The sequence below is a fragment of the Pseudomonas sp. QS1027 genome (assembly GCF_002814235.1).
Lineage (GTDB): Bacteria > Pseudomonadota > Gammaproteobacteria > Pseudomonadales > Pseudomonadaceae > Aquipseudomonas.
Map to the genome: position 1 here is coordinate 194383 of NZ_PHSU01000011.1, position 17099 is coordinate 211481.

General features: G+C 60.5%; 16 protein-coding genes and 1 tRNA gene. 10 read left to right on the forward strand and 7 right to left on the reverse strand.

Annotated elements, in window-relative coordinates:
- Positions 1 to 20: 20 nt before the first annotated feature.
- Complete coding sequence (locus CWE01_RS11665) at positions 21 to 767, forward strand: 3-oxoacyl-ACP reductase family protein (RefSeq protein WP_100940677.1); 747 nt, start codon at positions 21 to 23, stop codon at positions 765 to 767.
- On the opposite strand, the gene CWE01_RS11670 is transcribed toward CWE01_RS11665, so the two are convergent.
- Positions 757 to 1650, reverse strand: coding sequence for a LysR family transcriptional regulator (locus CWE01_RS11670; protein WP_100940678.1), 894 nt, complete (start codon positions 1648 to 1650; stop codon positions 757 to 759). The two genes, CWE01_RS11665 and CWE01_RS11670, sit on opposite strands and share 11 nt — an antisense overlap.
- Positions 1651 to 1755: 105 nt before the next feature.
- On the opposite strand from CWE01_RS11670, the gene CWE01_RS11675 reads away from it, so the two are divergent.
- On the forward strand, positions 1756 to 2958 hold the full coding sequence (locus tag CWE01_RS11675; protein ID WP_100940679.1) for an MFS transporter: 1203 nt from the start codon (positions 1756 to 1758) through the stop codon (positions 2956 to 2958).
- Between the two features lie 12 nt (positions 2959 to 2970).
- Here the strand turns inward: CWE01_RS11675 and CWE01_RS11680 are convergent, their stop codons facing one another.
- Positions 2971 to 3672: an HAD-IA family hydrolase gene (locus tag CWE01_RS11680; protein WP_100940680.1), complete on the reverse strand. Its 702-nt coding sequence runs from the start codon at positions 3670 to 3672 to the stop codon at positions 2971 to 2973.
- Positions 3673 to 3828: 156 nt separating this feature from the next.
- On the opposite strand from CWE01_RS11680, the gene CWE01_RS11685 reads away from it, so the two are divergent.
- Both CWE01_RS11685 and CWE01_RS11690 read left to right on the forward strand, forming a co-directional pair.
- On the forward strand, positions 3829 to 4128 hold the full coding sequence (locus tag CWE01_RS11685) for a DUF6388 family protein (protein ID WP_100940681.1): 300 nt from the start codon (positions 3829 to 3831) through the stop codon (positions 4126 to 4128).
- Between the two features lie 84 nt (positions 4129 to 4212).
- A complete protein-coding gene (locus tag CWE01_RS11690) occupies positions 4213 to 4578 on the forward strand; it encodes a hypothetical protein (protein ID WP_100940682.1) in 366 nt (121 codons plus the stop codon).
- A 55-nt stretch (positions 4579 to 4633) separates the two neighbouring features.
- On the opposite strand, the gene CWE01_RS11695 is transcribed toward CWE01_RS11690, so the two are convergent.
- Complete coding sequence (locus tag CWE01_RS11695) at positions 4634 to 4915, reverse strand: DUF1652 domain-containing protein (RefSeq protein ID WP_100940683.1); 282 nt, start codon at positions 4913 to 4915, stop codon at positions 4634 to 4636.
- Between the two features lie 240 nt (positions 4916 to 5155).
- Entirely contained in the window at positions 5156 to 5674 is a 519-nt protein-coding gene (locus CWE01_RS11700) for a DUF4142 domain-containing protein (RefSeq protein ID WP_100940684.1), read from the reverse strand.
- A 286-nt stretch (positions 5675 to 5960) separates the two neighbouring features.
- Between CWE01_RS11700 and CWE01_RS11705 the strand changes: the two genes are divergently transcribed.
- Complete coding sequence (locus tag CWE01_RS11705; RefSeq protein ID WP_100940685.1) at positions 5961 to 6455, forward strand: DUF1543 domain-containing protein; 495 nt, start codon at positions 5961 to 5963, stop codon at positions 6453 to 6455.
- A 17-nt stretch (positions 6456 to 6472) separates the two neighbouring features.
- Here the strand turns inward: CWE01_RS11705 and CWE01_RS11710 are convergent, their stop codons facing one another.
- Positions 6473 to 7390, reverse strand: a complete 918-nt coding sequence (locus CWE01_RS11710; protein WP_100940686.1) for a LysR substrate-binding domain-containing protein — start codon at positions 7388 to 7390, stop codon at positions 6473 to 6475.
- A 114-nt stretch (positions 7391 to 7504) separates the two neighbouring features.
- On the opposite strand from CWE01_RS11710, the gene CWE01_RS11715 reads away from it, so the two are divergent.
- Both CWE01_RS11715 and CWE01_RS11720 read left to right on the forward strand, forming a co-directional pair.
- A complete protein-coding gene (locus CWE01_RS11715; protein ID WP_100940687.1) occupies positions 7505 to 8140 on the forward strand; it encodes a LysE family translocator in 636 nt (211 codons plus the stop codon).
- Between the two features lie 96 nt (positions 8141 to 8236).
- Positions 8237 to 9205, forward strand: a complete 969-nt coding sequence (locus CWE01_RS11720) for an alpha/beta fold hydrolase (protein WP_100940688.1) — start codon at positions 8237 to 8239, stop codon at positions 9203 to 9205.
- Here the strand turns inward: CWE01_RS11720 and CWE01_RS11725 are convergent.
- Positions 9175 to 10419 carry an MFS transporter gene (locus tag CWE01_RS11725; RefSeq protein ID WP_218274281.1) on the reverse strand — a complete coding sequence of 415 codons (1245 nt, stop codon included), beginning with the start codon at positions 10417 to 10419 and terminating at the stop codon, positions 9175 to 9177. The genes CWE01_RS11720 and CWE01_RS11725 overlap by 31 nt on opposite strands.
- A 385-nt stretch (positions 10420 to 10804) precedes the next feature.
- On the opposite strand from CWE01_RS11725, the gene CWE01_RS11730 reads away from it, so the two are divergent.
- Positions 10805 to 14770, forward strand: a complete 3966-nt coding sequence (locus tag CWE01_RS11730) for a response regulator (protein ID WP_218274282.1) — start codon at positions 10805 to 10807, stop codon at positions 14768 to 14770.
- A 2-nt stretch (positions 14771 to 14772) separates the two neighbouring features.
- On the forward strand, positions 14773 to 15714 hold the full coding sequence (locus CWE01_RS11735; RefSeq protein WP_100940691.1) for a diguanylate cyclase domain-containing protein: 942 nt from the start codon (positions 14773 to 14775) through the stop codon (positions 15712 to 15714).
- A 204-nt stretch (positions 15715 to 15918) separates the two neighbouring features.
- Here the strand turns inward: CWE01_RS11735 and CWE01_RS11740 are convergent.
- A tRNA-Ser gene (locus CWE01_RS11740) sits at positions 15919 to 16008 on the reverse strand.
- 320 nt (positions 16009 to 16328) lie between these two features.
- Between CWE01_RS11740 and CWE01_RS11745 the strand changes: the two genes are divergently transcribed.
- Positions 16329 to 17018 (forward strand): crotonase/enoyl-CoA hydratase family protein, encoded by a 690-nt coding sequence (locus tag CWE01_RS11745; RefSeq protein ID WP_100940692.1) that lies wholly within the window; start codon positions 16329 to 16331, stop codon positions 17016 to 17018.
- The last annotated feature ends 81 nt before the right edge of the window (positions 17019 to 17099 follow it).

Genomic DNA, 17099 nt, shown 5'->3' on the forward strand with positions numbered 1-17099 from the left:
CTTGAACTTTGGAGAACGACATGACCGAACACAATCTGACTGGCAAAGTAGCTTTGATCCAGGGCGGCTCACGCGGCATCGGTGCCGCCATCGTCAAACGCCTGGCGGCCCAGGGCGCAACAGTGGCCTTCACCTACGTCAGTTCCGACGCCAAGGCCAGGGAACTGCAGGACAGCGTGATCGCCGAGGGCGGCAAGGCCCTGGCGATCAAGGCCGACAGCGCCGATGCCGAGGCCATTCTCCACGCGGTCAGCAGCACCGTCGAAACCTTTGGCCGAATCGATATCCTGGTCAATAACGCCGGCGTACTGGCCATGGCGCCGCTTGACGAGTTCAAGCTCGAAGACTTCGACCGGACCCTGGCGGTGAATGTGCGCAGCGTCTTTATCGCCACCCAGGCAGCGGCCCGGCACATGGGTGAAGGCGGCCGGGTGATCAATATCGGCAGCACCAACGCCGAACGCATGCCGTTCGCCGGCGGCGCCCCGTACGCCATGAGCAAGTCCGCGCTGGTGGGCCTGACCAAAGGCCTGGCGCGGGATCTCGGGCCAAAGGGCATCACCGTCAACAATGTGCAGCCCGGCCCGGTGGACACCGACATGAACCCGGCCACCAGCGATTTCGCCGACAGCCTGATCGGCTTGATGGCCAGCGGTCGTTATGGCCGGGTCGAGGAAATCGCCAGCTTCGTCGCCTACCTGGCAGGGCCTGAAGCCGGTTACATCACCGGGGCCAGCCTGACCATCGATGGCGGGTTCAGCGCATAACACGCGGTTGTGGTGCCAACGCCTGCTCCAGCAACAGCAGAAATGCGGCGGCGGCAGGCGTCGGCGTATGCGACCACACTGCGTACAGGTGCCGCGACGGCGCGTCGGACACCGGCAGCGTCATCACTCCCTCGAAGCCCTCGGCGATTTTCTTCGGCACCAGGCCCAGCGCCAGCCCCCGGCGCACGAACTCCCCCACCAGCATCACATTGCCCGCCTCGAACTGCACCCGATGGCGCAAGCCCGCCGCGGCAAAGGCCTCATCGGTCTGCCGACGCCCCGCCGTACCGGCCTGGAAATCCACCAGCGGCTGGTTCTCCAGTTCCGCCAGCGGCAAACGCTCGAAGCGGGTCAGCGGATGCCCCAGCGGCAGTACTGCCACCAACTCTTCTTCCGCCAACAGACGCTGCGCCAGACCCTCGATCTTTTGCCCCGGCCACAGGCCAACAAACGCCAGGTCCAGCCGCCGCTCGTGCACATCGAGCATCAGCGACTCGCTCTTGCTCATGTTCAGGTGAATATCCACCTGTGGATAAAGTCCATGGAAGCGCGCGAGCAAGCCCACCAGGTCGACTTCGGTCAGGGACGAGATCTTGCCGATGGACAAGCTGCCGCGTACCTCCCCGGAAGCCGCCGCCACTTCGGCGACAATCCGTCGGGTCGCCTCCAGCGCCGGGCGGGCGCTGCGGACAAAGGCCTCGCCGGCCGCGGTCAGGCGCACCTTGCGCGAACTGCGCTCGAACAGCGACGCGCCAAGATACTCTTCCAGACGGGCGATCTGATGACTGAGAGCCGACTGCACCACATGGCAGCGCTCGGCCGCGCGGGTGAAACTGCCCTCATCCGCCACCGCCAGGGCGTACTCGATCTGCTTGAGGTTCATCGCCTGTATCTCGTTTCAAGATGGATAGAATGAAAACAATGCATTGGCGTCATGCTAAGACATTCCAGATAATTCGCGCATCGAATTCCCACAACGAGACAGTCAATGTCCGACACCAACGCCGTACACAAACCTTTGAGTTCTGCCCTGATCCTGCTGATGTCGATTGCCACCGGCCTCGCGGTTGCCAGTAACTACTACGCCCAGCCGCTGCTCCACACCATCGCCCAGCACCTGGGCCTGAGCACCGGCACCGCCGGCACCATCGTCATCACCGCCCAACTGAGCTACGGCGCCGGGCTGTTGTTGCTGGTGCCGCTGGGGGATCTGTTCGAACAACGCCGTCTGATTTTCATCATGACCCTGCTCAGTGCCCTCGGCCTGTTGATCAGCGCGTTCTCGCCAAGCCTGCCGTGGCTGCTGTTCGGCACCGCGCTGGCCGGCCTGTTCTCGGTGGTGGCCCAGGTGCTGGTGCCCATGGCCGCCAGCCTGACCGCGCCGGAACAGCGCGGGCGGGTGGTCGGCACGCTGATGAGCGGCTTGCTGCTGGGCATTCTCCTGGCGCGCACGGCGGCGGGCCTGCTGTCCGATATCGGCGACTGGCGCAGCATCTACCTGCTGGCGGCCGGCCTGATGTTTATCTGTGCCTTCGCCCTGCTGCGTGCCTTGCCGGAACATCACCAGCCGGCCGGGCTGAGTTACCCGGCCTTGATCGGCTCGGTGTTCCGCCTGTTCGTCGAAGAGCCGGTGCTACGCCTGCGCGCCGTCATGGGCCTGCTGACCTTCTGCCTGTTCGCGTTGTTCTGGACGCCCCTGGCCTTCCTGCTGGCGAGCCCGCCCTATGGCTATTCGGATGGGGTGATCGGCCTGTTCGGCCTGGCCGGTGCCGTCGGGGCCATGGCGGCGAACCTGGGTGGGCGCATGGCCGATCGCGGCAAGGGCGAGTTCGCCACCACCCTGGGCCTGCTGGCGTTGCTATTGTCGTGGCTGCCGCTGGGTTTTGCCGGGCATTCGCTGGTGGCCTTGCTGATCGGCGTGCTGGTGCTGGACTTTGCCGTGCAGCTGATTCACGTCAGCAACCAGAACGCCGTGTTCAAGGTCCGGCCACTGGCACGCAACCGCCTGAATGCCGGCTATATCACCTGCTATTTCATCGGCGGTGCGCTGGGCTCGCTGCTGGGGGCGCAGTTGTACGGGCCCTATGGCTGGAACGGCATCGTCACCGCCGGCGGTTTGATTTCCGCCCTGGCGCTGGGGATCTGGGTGGTGATGCAGCGCCGTAGCGGACTGTCGGTGTCGGCTGCCTGAAAGGCCGGGCCGTCAGACAACATTCCAGTCAATCGCCGGTAACCCTACCGGCGCCAGCGGGAAATGCTTGAGCGACTGCACGATCCGATCCGCGTGGTGGTATTTCTCCGCCGCCATCGCCGGATCGGGTACCGCCACCGCATACATCCCCGCCGCCTTGGCCGCCGTCACGCCGAACGGCGAGTCCTCGAACACCAGGCAGTCCTCGGCCGCCACCCCCAGGCGCTTGGCCGCCAGCAGGAAAATATCCGGCGCTGGCTTGGCTTCACCGACCTCCGGGTCGTCGGCGGTGACAATGGTATCGAACAGCGCAAACCATTCCCGGTGCAGGGTGGTCTTCAACTCGAACGAGCCCCGCGAAGAACTGGTGCCCACCGCAATCGGAATCCCATGCGCCGACAGATGCCGCACCAGCGCCTCGGCGCCGGACATGGAGCCAGCCTTGGGGAAACGCTCGCGCATCAGCGGCTCGCGCACCGCCAGGAACTCCTGGGGACTGATCGGCAACTCCATCGCCTCGACCACGTAACGGGCCAGATCGCCGGCACCACGGCCGATGATGTTCTGCTTGTGACTCCAGTCGAAGGTCCGACCGTAGCGACCGACGATCAACTGCGTCACCTCGGAATAGATGCCCTCGGTGTCGAGCAGCAAACCGTCCATATCGAAAATCACGGCCTTTATCGGGCCCAGGGTAGAGAGTGCTGCGGTCATCGCATCCGCCGTTTAGAGGGTTGAAAGCCTGCTAGCGTCGCAGAGCCGGGCGATTCTTTCCATCCGAGAGTGAAGTCGCTAGCATGGCCGCAGTATTTTCCAGGCCCGCGGGCCCGCCGACGGCTTGCCGTGCGGCCATCCAACAGAGACGCCAGCATGATTGCCAAAGAATCCCGAAACGAGGTCGCCCTCGCCAAGTTCCTCGACGCCCACCCGCATCTGCGCGAAGAAACCCGCGACCTGAGTCCGAAAGAGCAGCAGCAACAGTTCCAATGGGCCTTCGAGGACGAAGCCGAAAACCAGGGGATCGAGGCTTGGGAACTGACCCTGCAACTGGCGGCCGAAACGCCCGAGGAACTCAAGGCCATGCGCCTGGAAGTCCACCGTGAAGTGGCCGAGGCCCTGGGCATGGATTGGGACGAGTACTGCTCGTTCAACGAAATCAGCGAAGACTGAGCCGTTCGTCGATCCGACGGCACTTGGGCCGACGGCTGGGGACCAATATCAGGTAAGGATTCTTTATCGACAAGGAGACTCACCATGAACTCGTCCCCCCTCGCCAAACTGGCCTTGGCCGCGCTGTTGTCCTCCCTGTCCCTGGCGAGCTTCGCAGCCGAGGCCAGCACCGGGCCGACCGACCCGGTCGAGAGCACGCAGCCGCCCCTGACACCGGGCGGCATCAATCCCGGCAACAACCCGGTGATCAACAACGGCACCATGCCCCCCGGCACCGAAAACGGCATAGACCCCAGGACCCAGGGCAATGACTCCGGGCGTCAGGGTGGCGTCAACACCGACGGCAACGGCCCGGTGGGCGATGAAGCCCGCAGCAACCCTGGGGGCTCCGGCGGTTCCGGTGCCGAAAACAACCTTCCGGGCCTCGGCAGCGGTTCCCCACAGAAATGACCCGCCGTGAGAAGAGACCGGTTCAAAGCCTTGAGCCCGCCCGTCTGCCAGGGGCCTAGAGCTTGGCGGGCATTTGCCCCGCCAGTTGTCCCCCGCTGATGAAGAACGCCTGTTGATTGGCCACCAACTCGGAACGCAATTCGCCCACAAGATTGGAAATAGCCCTGGCACTGGTCAAGCGGACCGTGGAAATCCCGGTCACCAGCAAGTCCACCCTCCCCGAATCCGGGTCGAAGACCTTCACCGTCAGTGAGTTGTCATGGCTCACCGTGCACTGGCAACGAAGGGGTAAAAAGCCGAGTTCAATGATGTTGCGCAGTTCAAGAATGGAAATCACATCAATACGTCCCTATAGAGTGATGGAAAAGTAACCGCGCAAAGCAATCCGTGCATTCTTGTCAGCAGCAGAAGCCTGGGGCTTCTGGCGCAGGCCTTCGATAGAGGCCCTGGCAGACATCGTAGCCATTTGACGCCATTTAGTCGCCACCACCGATCGCTTTTCCTCACGTACGAAATCACTTACACAAACAGCCTCCTCCATTCCGACAGCGCCCTTACGGGCGCCCCGGACACTTGCTCAATTGCCCTTGTGATGGGTCATTTCCAGCTTCCTGGCCATGTCCAGGTGCATCTGCAACTTGGGCAGGGTCTGTATGGCAAAGGCCTTCAACTCCGGGGACGCGGAATGTTCGGCTTCGTCCTTGAACAGCTGGATCGCGTCCTCGTGGGTTTTGATCTGGTTGGCCACATAGGCGATATCGAAGGATTCGCCTTCCTGCACCTGCAACATCAGCTTGCGCGCCCGGTCGAGGATTTCCGCCTCCGGGGCCATGGACAGGTCGTGATGGGCGGCGATGGCCTTCAGGTCGCGGTTGGCGTCGGTGTGATCCTTGATCATTTCCACGGCAAAGCTGTTGATGTCCGTGGACGTGGTTTTCTGGATCGCCAGGCGGCTGGTCTCGATCTCGGCAATCCCGGACGCCGAGGCCGAATCGATGAACTGCGCGGGGGTACCGGCACTGACCGGCCCCGCGAGGCTCGCGCCCAGCAGCAGGACAAGAGAGGTGAGACGTAACAGGGGGGCCTTTCGGCTCATGGGTTTCCTCCAGCACTTTAAAAAACAGGTGAGCTGAAGGATTGGAAATAATCGGGCCGGCAAGGTTTAGAAAAAAACCAAGGGACTGACGAACGGTGATCGGTGCAGCAGGTATCCTGCCGGCTTGCGCCCCCATAAACCCGGCCAATCCGCAGGCAAAAAAAAGCCCGCGGGAGGGCGGGCAAGGGAAGCTTTTGAACGAGCGCAGACACTATAGACGCTGCCTGGCGAGTGTTTCGTGAAAAAAATTTCATGTTTGCCCAGCGACTGACAGAAAGGAACAGGCATGCTTTGGGTGGTCATGCTCGGCGGAAAACATCCGCGGGCAAAAATAGAAGTGCACGATGTGGCCTTTGTGCTGGCCGACAGCCTGGAAGCCAGCTACCCGCAATTGCGCCAGGAATGGTTCGGCAACCCCGCCGGCCTGCACATCGATGCCTGGATGCAGGTCGATGGCGTCGACGGTTGGAAGGTCGAACTGAGCAACCTGGCGCCCGCCCCCGGCTCACCGCGCCTGTACTTCATCAACCTGGGTGGCTACGAAGCCCGGGCCTTTGGCGAAGCGCACCATTACCTGCTGGTGGTGGCTCGCGACAAGGCCGAGGCCAAGCGCCTGGGCATGCGGCAGATGCTGTCAGGCTGGGGCCAGGCGCACACCGATGCGCTGCTGGATATCGACGACTGCCTGCCCATCGACCAGGTCGGCGGACGTTATATCGAACTGGTGCAGGCGCCGAATCGCGGCATCGTGCAGGGCAATGACTATATCGTCCTGCCCTGAGCATCAGCTGACCCCGGTCAACGAAACTCGATGCCCGGCAGATCCATTTCGGGCACATCGCTCAACAGGAAATCGCGAAAGGCCAGGATGCGTTCCTTGCGCAGGCTGCTTTTCAGCCAGACCAGGTAGTAAGCCTCGCCCGAGCCGACGGCAGTCTTGAACGGCAGCCCGAGCAAACCGCCACGGACATCCTCGAGGATCAGGTACAGGTCACCGATCGAAACGCCATGCCCGCGCATGGCGGCCGAGATCCCCTGGTCCAGGGTACTGAACAGCTTGCCGCGCTCCACCGTCGCCTGCCCTTCCCAGCCCATGCCCGCCAACCAGCGCCGCCAGTCGCGCCGGTCCGTGGACGAGTGGATCAGTTCGTGCTGCTCCAGGATGTCGAGACTCCAGGGTTCTGCCCCCAGAAGCTGGCTCGAACAGATTGGAATCAGCCACTCGTCAAAGAGCTTGCAGCACTCGACCTGAGCACCAAAACGCCCGTCGCCCAGCAGAATCCCACAGTCGTAGGGTTCGGTGTGAAGGTCCACGGTGTCGATATCCATCCACACACTGGACAACTGCACCGGCAAGTCGGGATTCACCTGCTTGAGGTTTTCCAGCGACTGCAACAGCCAGCGCATGGTCAGGCTGGACGGCGCCTTCAGCCGCAGTTGCTCGGCATTGGCGCGAAAAGGCTGGCAGGCTTCCTCGATTACCTTGAACCCGGTTTTCAAGCCATGGGCCAGGCGTTGCCCGGCTTCGGTCAATTGCAGTTTCGGGCCGTTGCGCTCGAACAGGTGACAGCCGAACAGCGCCTCCAGATTACGAATATGCCGACTGATGGCGCTCTGGGTCAGCGACAACTCCTCGGCGGCGCGGGTAAACGAAGAGGACCGGGCCGCGACTTCGAAGGCACGCAGGGCGTAGAGCGGAGGGATACGTTCGGCCATGGCGCGGCTCACTATGATTAATAATCATAGTGAGGCACAGATTTATCCATTTTTCAAACACGCGGCGCTCCCTCAGGCTTGCCGGACTCGATTCTTCCGTGCAGGCGCCCCGTCATGAACCTCTCGTTGCTACTGCTTTACCTGCTGAGCATTTCCCTGCTGATCGTGACACCCGGTCCGGTGGTCGCGCTGCTGGTCAACACCAGCCTGGGAGCCGGCAGCGGCCGGGCGCTGCTGACGATGCTCGGCACCAACGGTGCATCACTGGTACTGGCGCTGCTGGCGGCGCTGATTCTCAGCGGCGGCCTTTCGATCAACCTGCAATTGATCAATATCGTCAGCCTGAGCGGCTGCCTGTTTATCGGTTACCTGGGGGTAAAAAGCCTCCAGGAAGCCCTCTCGACACCTGTCGACGACAATATGCAGGCCATCAGGAGCGAACGCCGCACCGGCTTCGTCAACGGGTTCCTGGTGGGTATTTCCAATCCCAAGGAGATCATCTTTTTCGTCTCGTTCTTCCCCCAGTTCATCCAGGTCACGCCGTCCTTCGGCCATAGCGTGGCGTTGCTCGCGGTGCTCTGGGCGGTGATCGACCTGGCGGTCATGACCTTCTATATCCTGCTCGCCCGCCAGGCCTTCGCGGTCCGGCACAAGGCCAGGATCACCTTCGCTTCCGGCGTCCTGCTGCTGATGATGGCGATCTTCGGGGTGCTGTACGCCGCCCGGACAATCCTCGCGAGTCTGAATTGAAGCGCGTGTTTTAGTCATGATTCGGTCAATGAATGATGATTAGCAGCACGCCGCCGTTCTGCTAGGGTCTTTTACCTGGGTCAGGGAGTGCGGCGGATGAACGAATTCGAACAACAGGTCTTGTCGGTCAATGGGATCGAACTGAGCGTGCATGTGGCGGGTCCGCTTGACGGACGGCCGGTGTGGCTGCTCCACGGCTTTCCGGAATGCTGGCATTCCTGGCGTCACCAGGTGCCGGCGCTGGTGCAGGCGGGTTATCGGGTATTTGTCCCCGAGATGCGCGGCTACGGGCGCAGCAGTGCCCCCGCCGACGTGAACGCGTACGACCTGCTGACGCTCTGCGCCGATATCCAGGCAGGCATGGACGCCTTCGGGCACACACAAGCCTGCATCGTCGGCCACGACTGGGGCGCGCCGGTGGCCTGGCACCTGGCGTTACTGGAGCCGCAGCGGGTCAAGGCGCTGGTCACCTTGTCGGTGCCCTTTGGCGGACGCCCCAAGCGCCCGGCAACCGAACTGATGCGCGAGCACTATGCCGATCGCTTCAACTACATCCTCTATTTCCAGGAACCGGGTGTGGCCGAGCGGGAGCTGGACGCGGATATCGACCGGAGCTTGCGGGCATTCATGGGCGATACCGAAGTCTTCCTGCAAACCAAGCCGGTCGATGCACGCTTGTTTGACGACGTGGCAGTGGCCACGGAGTTACCCGATTGGTGTGCACCCGAAGATTACCAGGTCTACCGGCAGACCTTTGTCGACCAGGGCTTTCGCGGCGCGCTGAACTGGTACCGCAACTTCGAACGCAACTGGCAGCGCACGGAGTTTCTGGCCGGTGCCCAGGTCCGCCAGCCGGCGTTGTTCCTGATCGGTGATCGCGATCCGGTGGGTGTGCTGGAAGCCCATACGATCAAACGCATGCCGGGGCTGGTGCCGCAACTCGAACAACAGCTGATCGAGGATTGCGGGCACTGGATACAGAGTGAAAAACCGGAGCAAGTGAATGCGGCGATGCTCGGGTTTCTCAAACGGGCTTATGCCGAGGATGCCGGCACAGCGACCTGAGTCACCTGGCGACCGGCAATCAGGACAAACAGCACCGACAACAGCGCACAGAGCGCTCCCAGCAGAATCGAAGCCGCGTAACTCTGATAAAGGTCGAACAGCAGCCCCGCGACACTCCCGCCGATCAGCGCGGCGACCCCGACCGACATGTACAGGGCGCCCAGGATCGCCCCCAGGTTCGCCGTGCCGAACCAGTGGGCCGCCACCGCCGGGTAGAGGGAAATGCAGCCACCATTGGCCACGCCGAAACACACGGCGAACAGCGCCAGCGTGATAAAGGTATGGGCACCGAGCCACAGCAGATTGAGCAGCACCAGTGCGCAGGTCAGCACCATCAACAGGCGCCGTGGGCCCATCCGGTCACCGAGGCCGCCCAGGAACAAGCGGCCAGCGACGTTGCCGACACCGATCAAGCCGATCAGCAAGTTGGCCTGAGTGGCGGAAATACCCCACTGGCGCGCATAGGGGTTGATGTGCACCAACGCGAGAAACAGCCCGACCGAGCCAAAGAAAATCGCCCCGAAGTACCACCAGAATCTCCCTGTTCTCGCCGCGTCGGCCAAGCCCATGCCACTGGCGGCCACATGACGCTGGGGGTTCGAAGCAGAAGGCACGAGGCCATCCGGGAAAAGCCCCAGCTCCTGCGGATGACTCCTGACCAGCGAAGCCACCAACAGACCCACAACAAGAATGGCCACCGCAAAGATCTGCAGGGTCGACTCCCAGGAAAAATGCTGCATCAGCAGTCCGGCGGTCGAGGGGCCGACAAAAGTCCCGACCCCGGTGCCCGCCAGCGCAATGCCCGACGCCTTGCTGCGGTTCTTCACGAACCAGCGCTGGACCGCTGTCACCGTCGGCACATACACCAGACCGACACCCAACCCGACCAGCAGACAGAAGCACACCAGGAACCACGGCAAGGACTCAGAGGCCAGGCTGCTGAGGAAAAACCCCAGCGCCAGCAAGACGATGCCCAGGCCGATCACGACCCGGGCCGAGATGCGATCCGCCAGGGAACCGGAGAAGACCCCGACCGAGTAATAGATGAGGGCCGTCAGTGAAAACACCGAGGCCACGGAAAAACGCCCCACCTCGAAGTTGGACTGGATCTGTGCGAAGAACGCCCCGAAAGAGTAGGCACCGCCAAAGATAAGGGCCAGCAACACATGCGCCGCGAATACGACATACCATCCTGGGAACACCTTGGTTTTCATCACCGTCTGCTCTCGGACCCTGCTTGTGGTGGGGGCAACATCCATTTCAGGTCCGGTCATGGCTGCCGCGTATTCTTGTATATACATGAATATGCAACTTTACAGCCAATCTGTATCCACAGGTATCAAAAACGCCACAAAAAAAACGTAATACGTTGAATTTTATATAAAAAATATAAAACCGAAGATCTGACCGAGTTTTTTCGGCCGTCACGTTCGAAATTCTTTTGCAGCACGACGATACATTCAGTAACAGCCTGTCTAGGCTTGGGACAACGTCGTTCGGATGGGCATCATTTCTTCCGAAGGACAAGTTGCTGCCCTACCTGGTTTAATCCAGACTGCCTTATCAATAGCTGTTCCACCACTTCTCGGGAAGGCAAACGTGGCATACCGGTTTTCGCTCACATCCCGAATGACGTTGCTCATTTTCATCATGTGCACGGTGCTCGTTGGCTCCGATATCTGGCGCAGTTTTACCGCTCGCTCGGTGCAACTGGGCGAGGTGACAATCGCCACCGCGAACCTTGCCCGCGCAATGGCTCAACACGCCGACGACACGTTCAAGGAAGCCGACCTGGTACTGAGCGGAGTTGTCGAGCGTGTCCAACGCGACGGTACCACCCCGTCAGCATTGGAGCGCTTGCACCAGCTCTTTATCTCGCGATGCAGCGAGCTCTCGCAACTCGATGGCCTCTATCTGTTCGACCGCAATGGCGAGTTGCTCACCAGTTCATTACCGGGGCCGTTGCGCAGCTATAACAATGCTGATCGTGAATATTTCATCTTTCATCAAACTCATCCTGATCTAGGCGTGCATATATCACCTCCGCTGCGCAGTCGTTCTACTGGAAAGTGGACTATTCCCGTGTCACGGCGCATTAACAATCCAGACGGCAGCTTTGCCGGGATCGCCGGTGCCACGATCGATATTGATTTTTTCTCGCAGTTTTACAATCGCCTCGAGATTGGGCAAGAGGGCGCCGTTGCCCTGGAATTTGACTCAGGCGTCATGGCCATCCGGCGTCCATTCGAAGAGCGCCTCATCGGCGCAGACATGACCAACACCCGACTTTTCCAGGAACACAAACTACAACCGGAAGGCGGTACCTTTTCCATTGCCTCGGCTCAGGACGGAGTGGTTCGCCTGAATACTTACCGTAGCCTGCATGACTATCCGCTGTTCGTCGCCGCTGCCCTCTCGAAGGATGAAAACCTCGCCTCCTGGTGGTCGGATACGCTGTGGCATGCAGCGGGTGTGGGTTTGCTGACCTGCCTGCTGGTCATTTTCGGCCTACGCCTGATTCGCCAGGTGAACCTGCAAAGCAAAACCGAAAAAGAACTGGCCGCGAGTCTGGAAACCACACGGGCAATCCTCGAGACAGCGGCCAACCCGATTATCACGATCGATGGCGCAGGCAAAATACGATCGCTCAACCCGGCAGGCCAACGGGCATTCGGCTATAGCACAGAGGAAATAATCGGGCGCAATATCAGAACGCTTGTCCCGGAATCTCACCTCGCGGCGTACAACGCTTATACCGCAGAATTCTCACAACAGAGCTTCACTGAAACCGGTAGCAGCATGGAGTTGGCGGGCTTGCGCAAGGATGGATCGACCTTTCCACTCTATGCCTCCACCAGCTCAATGAAAGGTTCCGACGAGCGCTGCTTCGTTTGTGTCATGACCGATATCACCGAACAGAAGAAACACCGCAGCGATCTCGCCGCGACCCGTGACCACCTCCTGTTGGCTGCCGATATCGCCGAGCTCGGCATCTGGTCGTGGAACCTTTGCGACGGAACGTTGCATTGGAATGATCGTATGTTCGAGATCTATGGCTACTCGCAGGAGTTGCTCGAGCATGAACTGAACTTCGAGCATTGGCGCTCGCGGTTTCACCCGGATGACCTGGATATCGTTATCGCCGCACTCAACGCCGTGATCGATGATCGCGAACAGCGCCTGCCATCGTTTCGGATCGTACTGACCGACGGGCGAGTACGTCACCTGGAAACCCGCGTCCGTGTCGAACGTGATGCCAACGGCACACCGACCCTCATGACCGGGATCAATCATGACGTGACGGCCCAGCATGAGATGGAAGTGAGCCTGCGCCACGCCAAGGAGCAGGCCGACGCGGCGAGTGCGGCCAAATCATCCTTCCTGGCGAACATGAGCCATGAAATCCGCACGCCCATGAACGCCGTATTGGGGATGTTGCACCTGGTGCAGTTCACCCCTCTGAACCTGCGTCAGCGTGACTATGTGAGCAAGGCCCAGACAGCCGCCCAGTCGTTGCTGGGGCTGCTCAATGACATTCTCGACTATTCGAAGATCGAGGCCGGCAAGCTCCAGCTGGATCCGCATCCATTCGACTTCGAACCCTTGATGCAGGACCTGGGTGTCGTCCTGGCCGGCAACCAGGGCCAGAAGGATATCGAAGTGTTGTTCGATATCGACCCGGCCCTCCCCGGTGGTCTGATTGGCGACAGCCTGCGCTTGCAGCAGGTCTTGATCAACCTCGCCGGCAACGCCCTCAAATTCACCTTGAAAGGACAGGTCATCGTCAGTCTTGAGCTCCTGGAGCGCAGGGATTCGGCGGTCCAGGTTCGAATTGCCGTCACGGACAGCGGCATCGGCATGAGCGCCGAGCAGATAGGGCATATCTTTGAAGGCTTCAATCAGGCCGAAGCCTCGACCTCACGTCGCTTCGGAGGCTCGGGTCTGGGCCTGGTCATCTGCAAGCGCCTGGTCAAGCTGATGGGCGGCGACCTGCTGGTGGAAAGCCGTCCTGATGTGGGCAGCCGGTTCTGGTTCGATGTCTGGCTGAAGGTGGATACCGGCGCAACGACAAGGACCGGCGCCTTGCCCGACAACCCGTCGATGCGGGTGCTGGTGGTCGACGACAACCCGATTGCCGCCGAGTTGCTGATGCGCACGGTGGCCACCCTGGGATGGCAGGCCGATCTCGTCTCCTCGGGGGTCGAAGCCGTGAGCAGGATAAGCGACGCCCTCCATGAGGGGGAGCGCTATGACGTGGTCCTGATGGATTGGCGCATGCCGGATCTGAACGGCATGAGCGCGGCCAAGTTGATTCGTGAGCTGAAAGGACGGGTACCGCCTCCCGTGGTCGTCATGATCACCGCCTACGGGCGCGAAGTGCTCGCCGAGAGCCATGATCGAGGCGACGCACCTTTCGCCGGGTTCATTACCAAGCCCGTGACACCCCGGCAGCTGACCGAGGTCATTTTACGGGCGTTGCGAGGCATCGACGCGGCGACCGAGACTCCAGCGTTTGAGTACAAGCCTTCAAAACGCCTGGAGGGGCTCAACTTCCTGGTGGTGGAAGACAATGCCTTGAACCGTCAGGTCATCGAAGAACTGCTGAAATCGGAGGGCGCCTCCGTGCAATTGGCCGAAGGCGGTTTTGAGGGTGTCAATTGCGTGATCACGGGGAACAAGTCCTTCGATGCCGTGCTGATGGATGTGCAGATGCCTGATATTGATGGCTACGAGGCGACCCGGAGAATTCGAACCAACCCCCGCTTTACCACGCTGCCCATCATTGCGATTACCGCCAATGCCTCCTCTTCCGATCGGCAAGCCTGTTTGCAGGCGGGTATGAACGGGCATGTCGGCAAACCGATCGATATCGAGCACCTGGTTTCGGTGTTGCGGGCACAACTCGATGGAAAAGAGCCCCCTGCCCCGGTCGCGACACCAACCTTGGATTATCCGCTCACGGAACAGGGCGAGCTCATTGAAGCGCGCGCTTCGATCCTCGAACGGCTGGACGGAAATCTGAACCTGATACGCAATGTCCTGAAGATATTTGGTCCCGACACGGAAAAACAATTCGCGAACCTGGACGAGCAAATAGCGCAGAAAAACTGGGCAGGTGCTGCCAGCGTATTGCACGCCATCAAAGGCAGCGCTGGAACCATAGGCGCCCTCGCACTTTCAAGAAGAGCCGCCCAGATTGAGCAGACGCTGAACACTGGCGCTGCATCGACAACGATCAATCCTCTTGTGCATAAGTACAGCACTGAGCTGCGACAATTGATGCGGGACTGCCTTGAGCAATTGATGATGGAGTTCGCCGAGCCGACGGGTCCGACTGAACCGGCTGGAGAGACATTACCGTTGACTGAATGGCGAATACATTTAAACGAGATATTAACGCTGCTGAATGCTTCGAACCTGCAAGCCATTGCGGCAGCTGAAGCACTCTTGAGCCAAACGCCAGCGGAACGACTGGGCAGATTCAATCCATTTATCAAACAGGTCAGGGCATTGGACTTCACAGCTGCGGCACTGAGCGCATATGAAATGCTGGAGCAAGCTTGACCATGGAGCGAATTCTCGAAGATTGGCTGCTTCATACAAACCGACGCCCCAAGATACTGATTGCGGACGATCAGCCCACCAATATCCGGGTGCTGTACGAGCTGTTTTCCGCGCAGTGCGACATCTTCATGGCGGCCAACGGCGAGCAGGCGCTGAAGATATGCCAGGCCGAGTTGCCGGACCTGATCCTGCTCGACGTGGTGATGGAGGATATCGATGGCCACGAGGTGTGCCGCCGCCTCAAGGCCGATCCGTTGACCAGCACGATACCGATCATCTTCATTACCGCGCAGAACCAGGCGGCGGATGAGGTCATTGCGCTGGGGCTCGGGGCGGTCGACTTTATTGTAAAACCCATCAACTCGGTCATCGTCCGCGCCCGGGTCCAAACGCATCTGACCTTGAAGTTGCAGGGTGATCTGTTGCGGGCGCATGCACTTCTGGACGGCCTGACAGGCGTGGGTAATCGGCGCAAGTTCGACGACGACCTGCTCACCAACTGGCGCCAGTGTTTGCGCGACAAGGCGCCCATCTCCCTTATCCTGCTGGATATCGATTACTTCAAGCGTTACAACGACCGCTATGGCCATCAGAGTGGGGACAGCTGCCTGAAATTGGTGGCCAAAACGCTTTGTGAGTCGCTCCGGCGTCCCCATGACAAGGTGGCGAGGTATGGCGGTGAGGAGTTCGCCTGTATTTTGCCGAAAACGAACCTTGAAGACGCGGTCAGGATAGCCGAGGCCATGCAGGAGCGTATTCGGGCGCTGGATGTCGAGCATCTTGACTCGGAAGTTGCCCGGGTGATCACCTCCTCCTCGGGGGTGGCGACACTGCTGCCCAGCCTCGGTGGCAGTCCGGAAGCACTGTTGGCGGCGGCGGATGTGCAGCTTTATGAAGCGAAGCGTGGCGGGCGGGCGCGGGTTTGTGCGGTCAGGGAGGAGTGAGGATAAGAAGCTGCGGGCTGTCTGTTTTTTATGGCTCTCGTCTGGGTGGCTCAGACTCAGGGTTTCAACTGGGGTAGGGGTTCCTTTGATACTGCGAAAACCGCCTTCCAGCCCCCTATCAGGGCCATGGACACTTTTCAGACGCCAAAAACCACAAACCCCCGACTTTCTCTAGGAAAATCAGGGGTTTGTGTTTGCAGAATGTGGCGGTGAAGGAGAGATTCGAACTCTCGATACAGTTTCCTGTATACACACTTTCCAGGCGTGCTCCTTAAGCCACTCGGACACTTCACCGTATCTCGTCAAACCTATTCAGTCTGTCGAGGCGCGCTAATGTAGTCGAAAGCCTTTCCGATGGCAAAGGTTTTTTTCAGAATTTTCATGCGGTTAAGTCGATCCGTCACACTCCCCCATGCCTCCACCTCATGGATCAGGGCAAAACCGCCAATCTCCGGCCTGGTCCGCAGCGCTCTATCCTCTCCCCAGCAGGCCCGCCGCAAGCCATCCGCCCGACCCCGAGTCGGAAAAGGCTGACTCACCAGTCAGTCACGGCGCTTTACCTGACCCCGGCGGCTGGGTAACGTCTGCCTCACTTCTATATAAGGAATTGCGTCATGAGTGAATTGATCTCTTACCACCTCGACGACGGTATCGCGACCCTGACCTTGAGCAATGGCAAGGTCAATGCCATTTCCCCGGACGTGATTGCCGCGTTCAACGCCGCCCTGGACCAGGCCACCACCGACCGCGCCATTGTGATCATCACCGGCCAGCCCGGCATCCTGTCCGGCGGCTACGATCTGAAAGTGATGACCGCCGGCCCCAAGCAAGCCGTCAGCCTGGTGACCGCCGGGTCCACCCTCGCCCGCCGCCTGCTGTCCCACCCTTTCCCGGTGATCGTGGCCTGCCCCGGGCATGCCGTCGCCAAAGGTGCGTTCCTGCTGCTCTCGGCCGATTACCGGATCGGCGTCGAGGGGCCGTTCAGTATCGGTCTGAATGAGGTGCAGATCGGCATGACCATGCACCACGCCGGGATCGAACTGGCCCGGGATCGCCTCGGGCGTGCGGCGTTCCACCGCTCGGTGATCAATGGCGAGATGTTCAATCCGCAGAGTGCCGTGGACGCAGGTTTCCTCGACAAGGTGGTGGCCGCCGAAGAGCTGAAAGACGCCGCACTGGCCGCCGCCCAGGCGCTGAAGAAGATCAATATGAATGCCCACAAGAACACCAAGCTGAAAGTGCACAAGGCGCTGCTGGAAACCCTGGATAACGCGATCATTCTCGATCAGGAACATTTGGGTTAAACCAGACGCGAATGTAGGCCTTGAGCGCACCGGAGCGCTCAAGGTCGTCAAAAGCTTCGCGAGCAAGCTCTGCTCCTACAG

Coding starts and splice junctions, on each gene's coding strand:
- CWE01_RS11665 (WP_100940677.1), top strand. CDS start 21: ATGACCGAACACAATCTGACTGGCAAAGTAGCTTTGATCCAGGGCGGC.
- CWE01_RS11670 (WP_100940678.1), bottom strand. CDS start 1,650: ATGAACCTCAAGCAGATCGAGTACGCCCTGGCGGTGGCGGATGAGGGC.
- CWE01_RS11675 (WP_100940679.1), top strand. CDS start 1,756: ATGTCCGACACCAACGCCGTACACAAACCTTTGAGTTCTGCCCTGATC.
- CWE01_RS11680 (WP_100940680.1), bottom strand. CDS start 3,672: ATGACCGCAGCACTCTCTACCCTGGGCCCGATAAAGGCCGTGATTTTC.
- CWE01_RS11685 (WP_100940681.1), top strand. CDS start 3,829: ATGATTGCCAAAGAATCCCGAAACGAGGTCGCCCTCGCCAAGTTCCTC.
- CWE01_RS11690 (WP_100940682.1), top strand. CDS start 4,213: ATGAACTCGTCCCCCCTCGCCAAACTGGCCTTGGCCGCGCTGTTGTCC.
- CWE01_RS11700 (WP_100940684.1), bottom strand. CDS start 5,674: ATGAGCCGAAAGGCCCCCCTGTTACGTCTCACCTCTCTTGTCCTGCTG.
- CWE01_RS11705 (WP_100940685.1), top strand. CDS start 5,961: ATGCTTTGGGTGGTCATGCTCGGCGGAAAACATCCGCGGGCAAAAATA.
- CWE01_RS11710 (WP_100940686.1), bottom strand. CDS start 7,390: ATGGCCGAACGTATCCCTCCGCTCTACGCCCTGCGTGCCTTCGAAGTC.
- CWE01_RS11715 (WP_100940687.1), top strand. CDS start 7,505: ATGAACCTCTCGTTGCTACTGCTTTACCTGCTGAGCATTTCCCTGCTG.
- CWE01_RS11720 (WP_100940688.1), top strand. CDS start 8,237: ATGAACGAATTCGAACAACAGGTCTTGTCGGTCAATGGGATCGAACTG.
- CWE01_RS11725 (WP_218274281.1), bottom strand. CDS start 10,419: ATGAAAACCAAGGTGTTCCCAGGATGGTATGTCGTATTCGCGGCGCAT.
- CWE01_RS11735 (WP_100940691.1), top strand. CDS start 14,773: ATGGAGCGAATTCTCGAAGATTGGCTGCTTCATACAAACCGACGCCCC.
- CWE01_RS11745 (WP_100940692.1), top strand. CDS start 16,329: ATGAGTGAATTGATCTCTTACCACCTCGACGACGGTATCGCGACCCTG.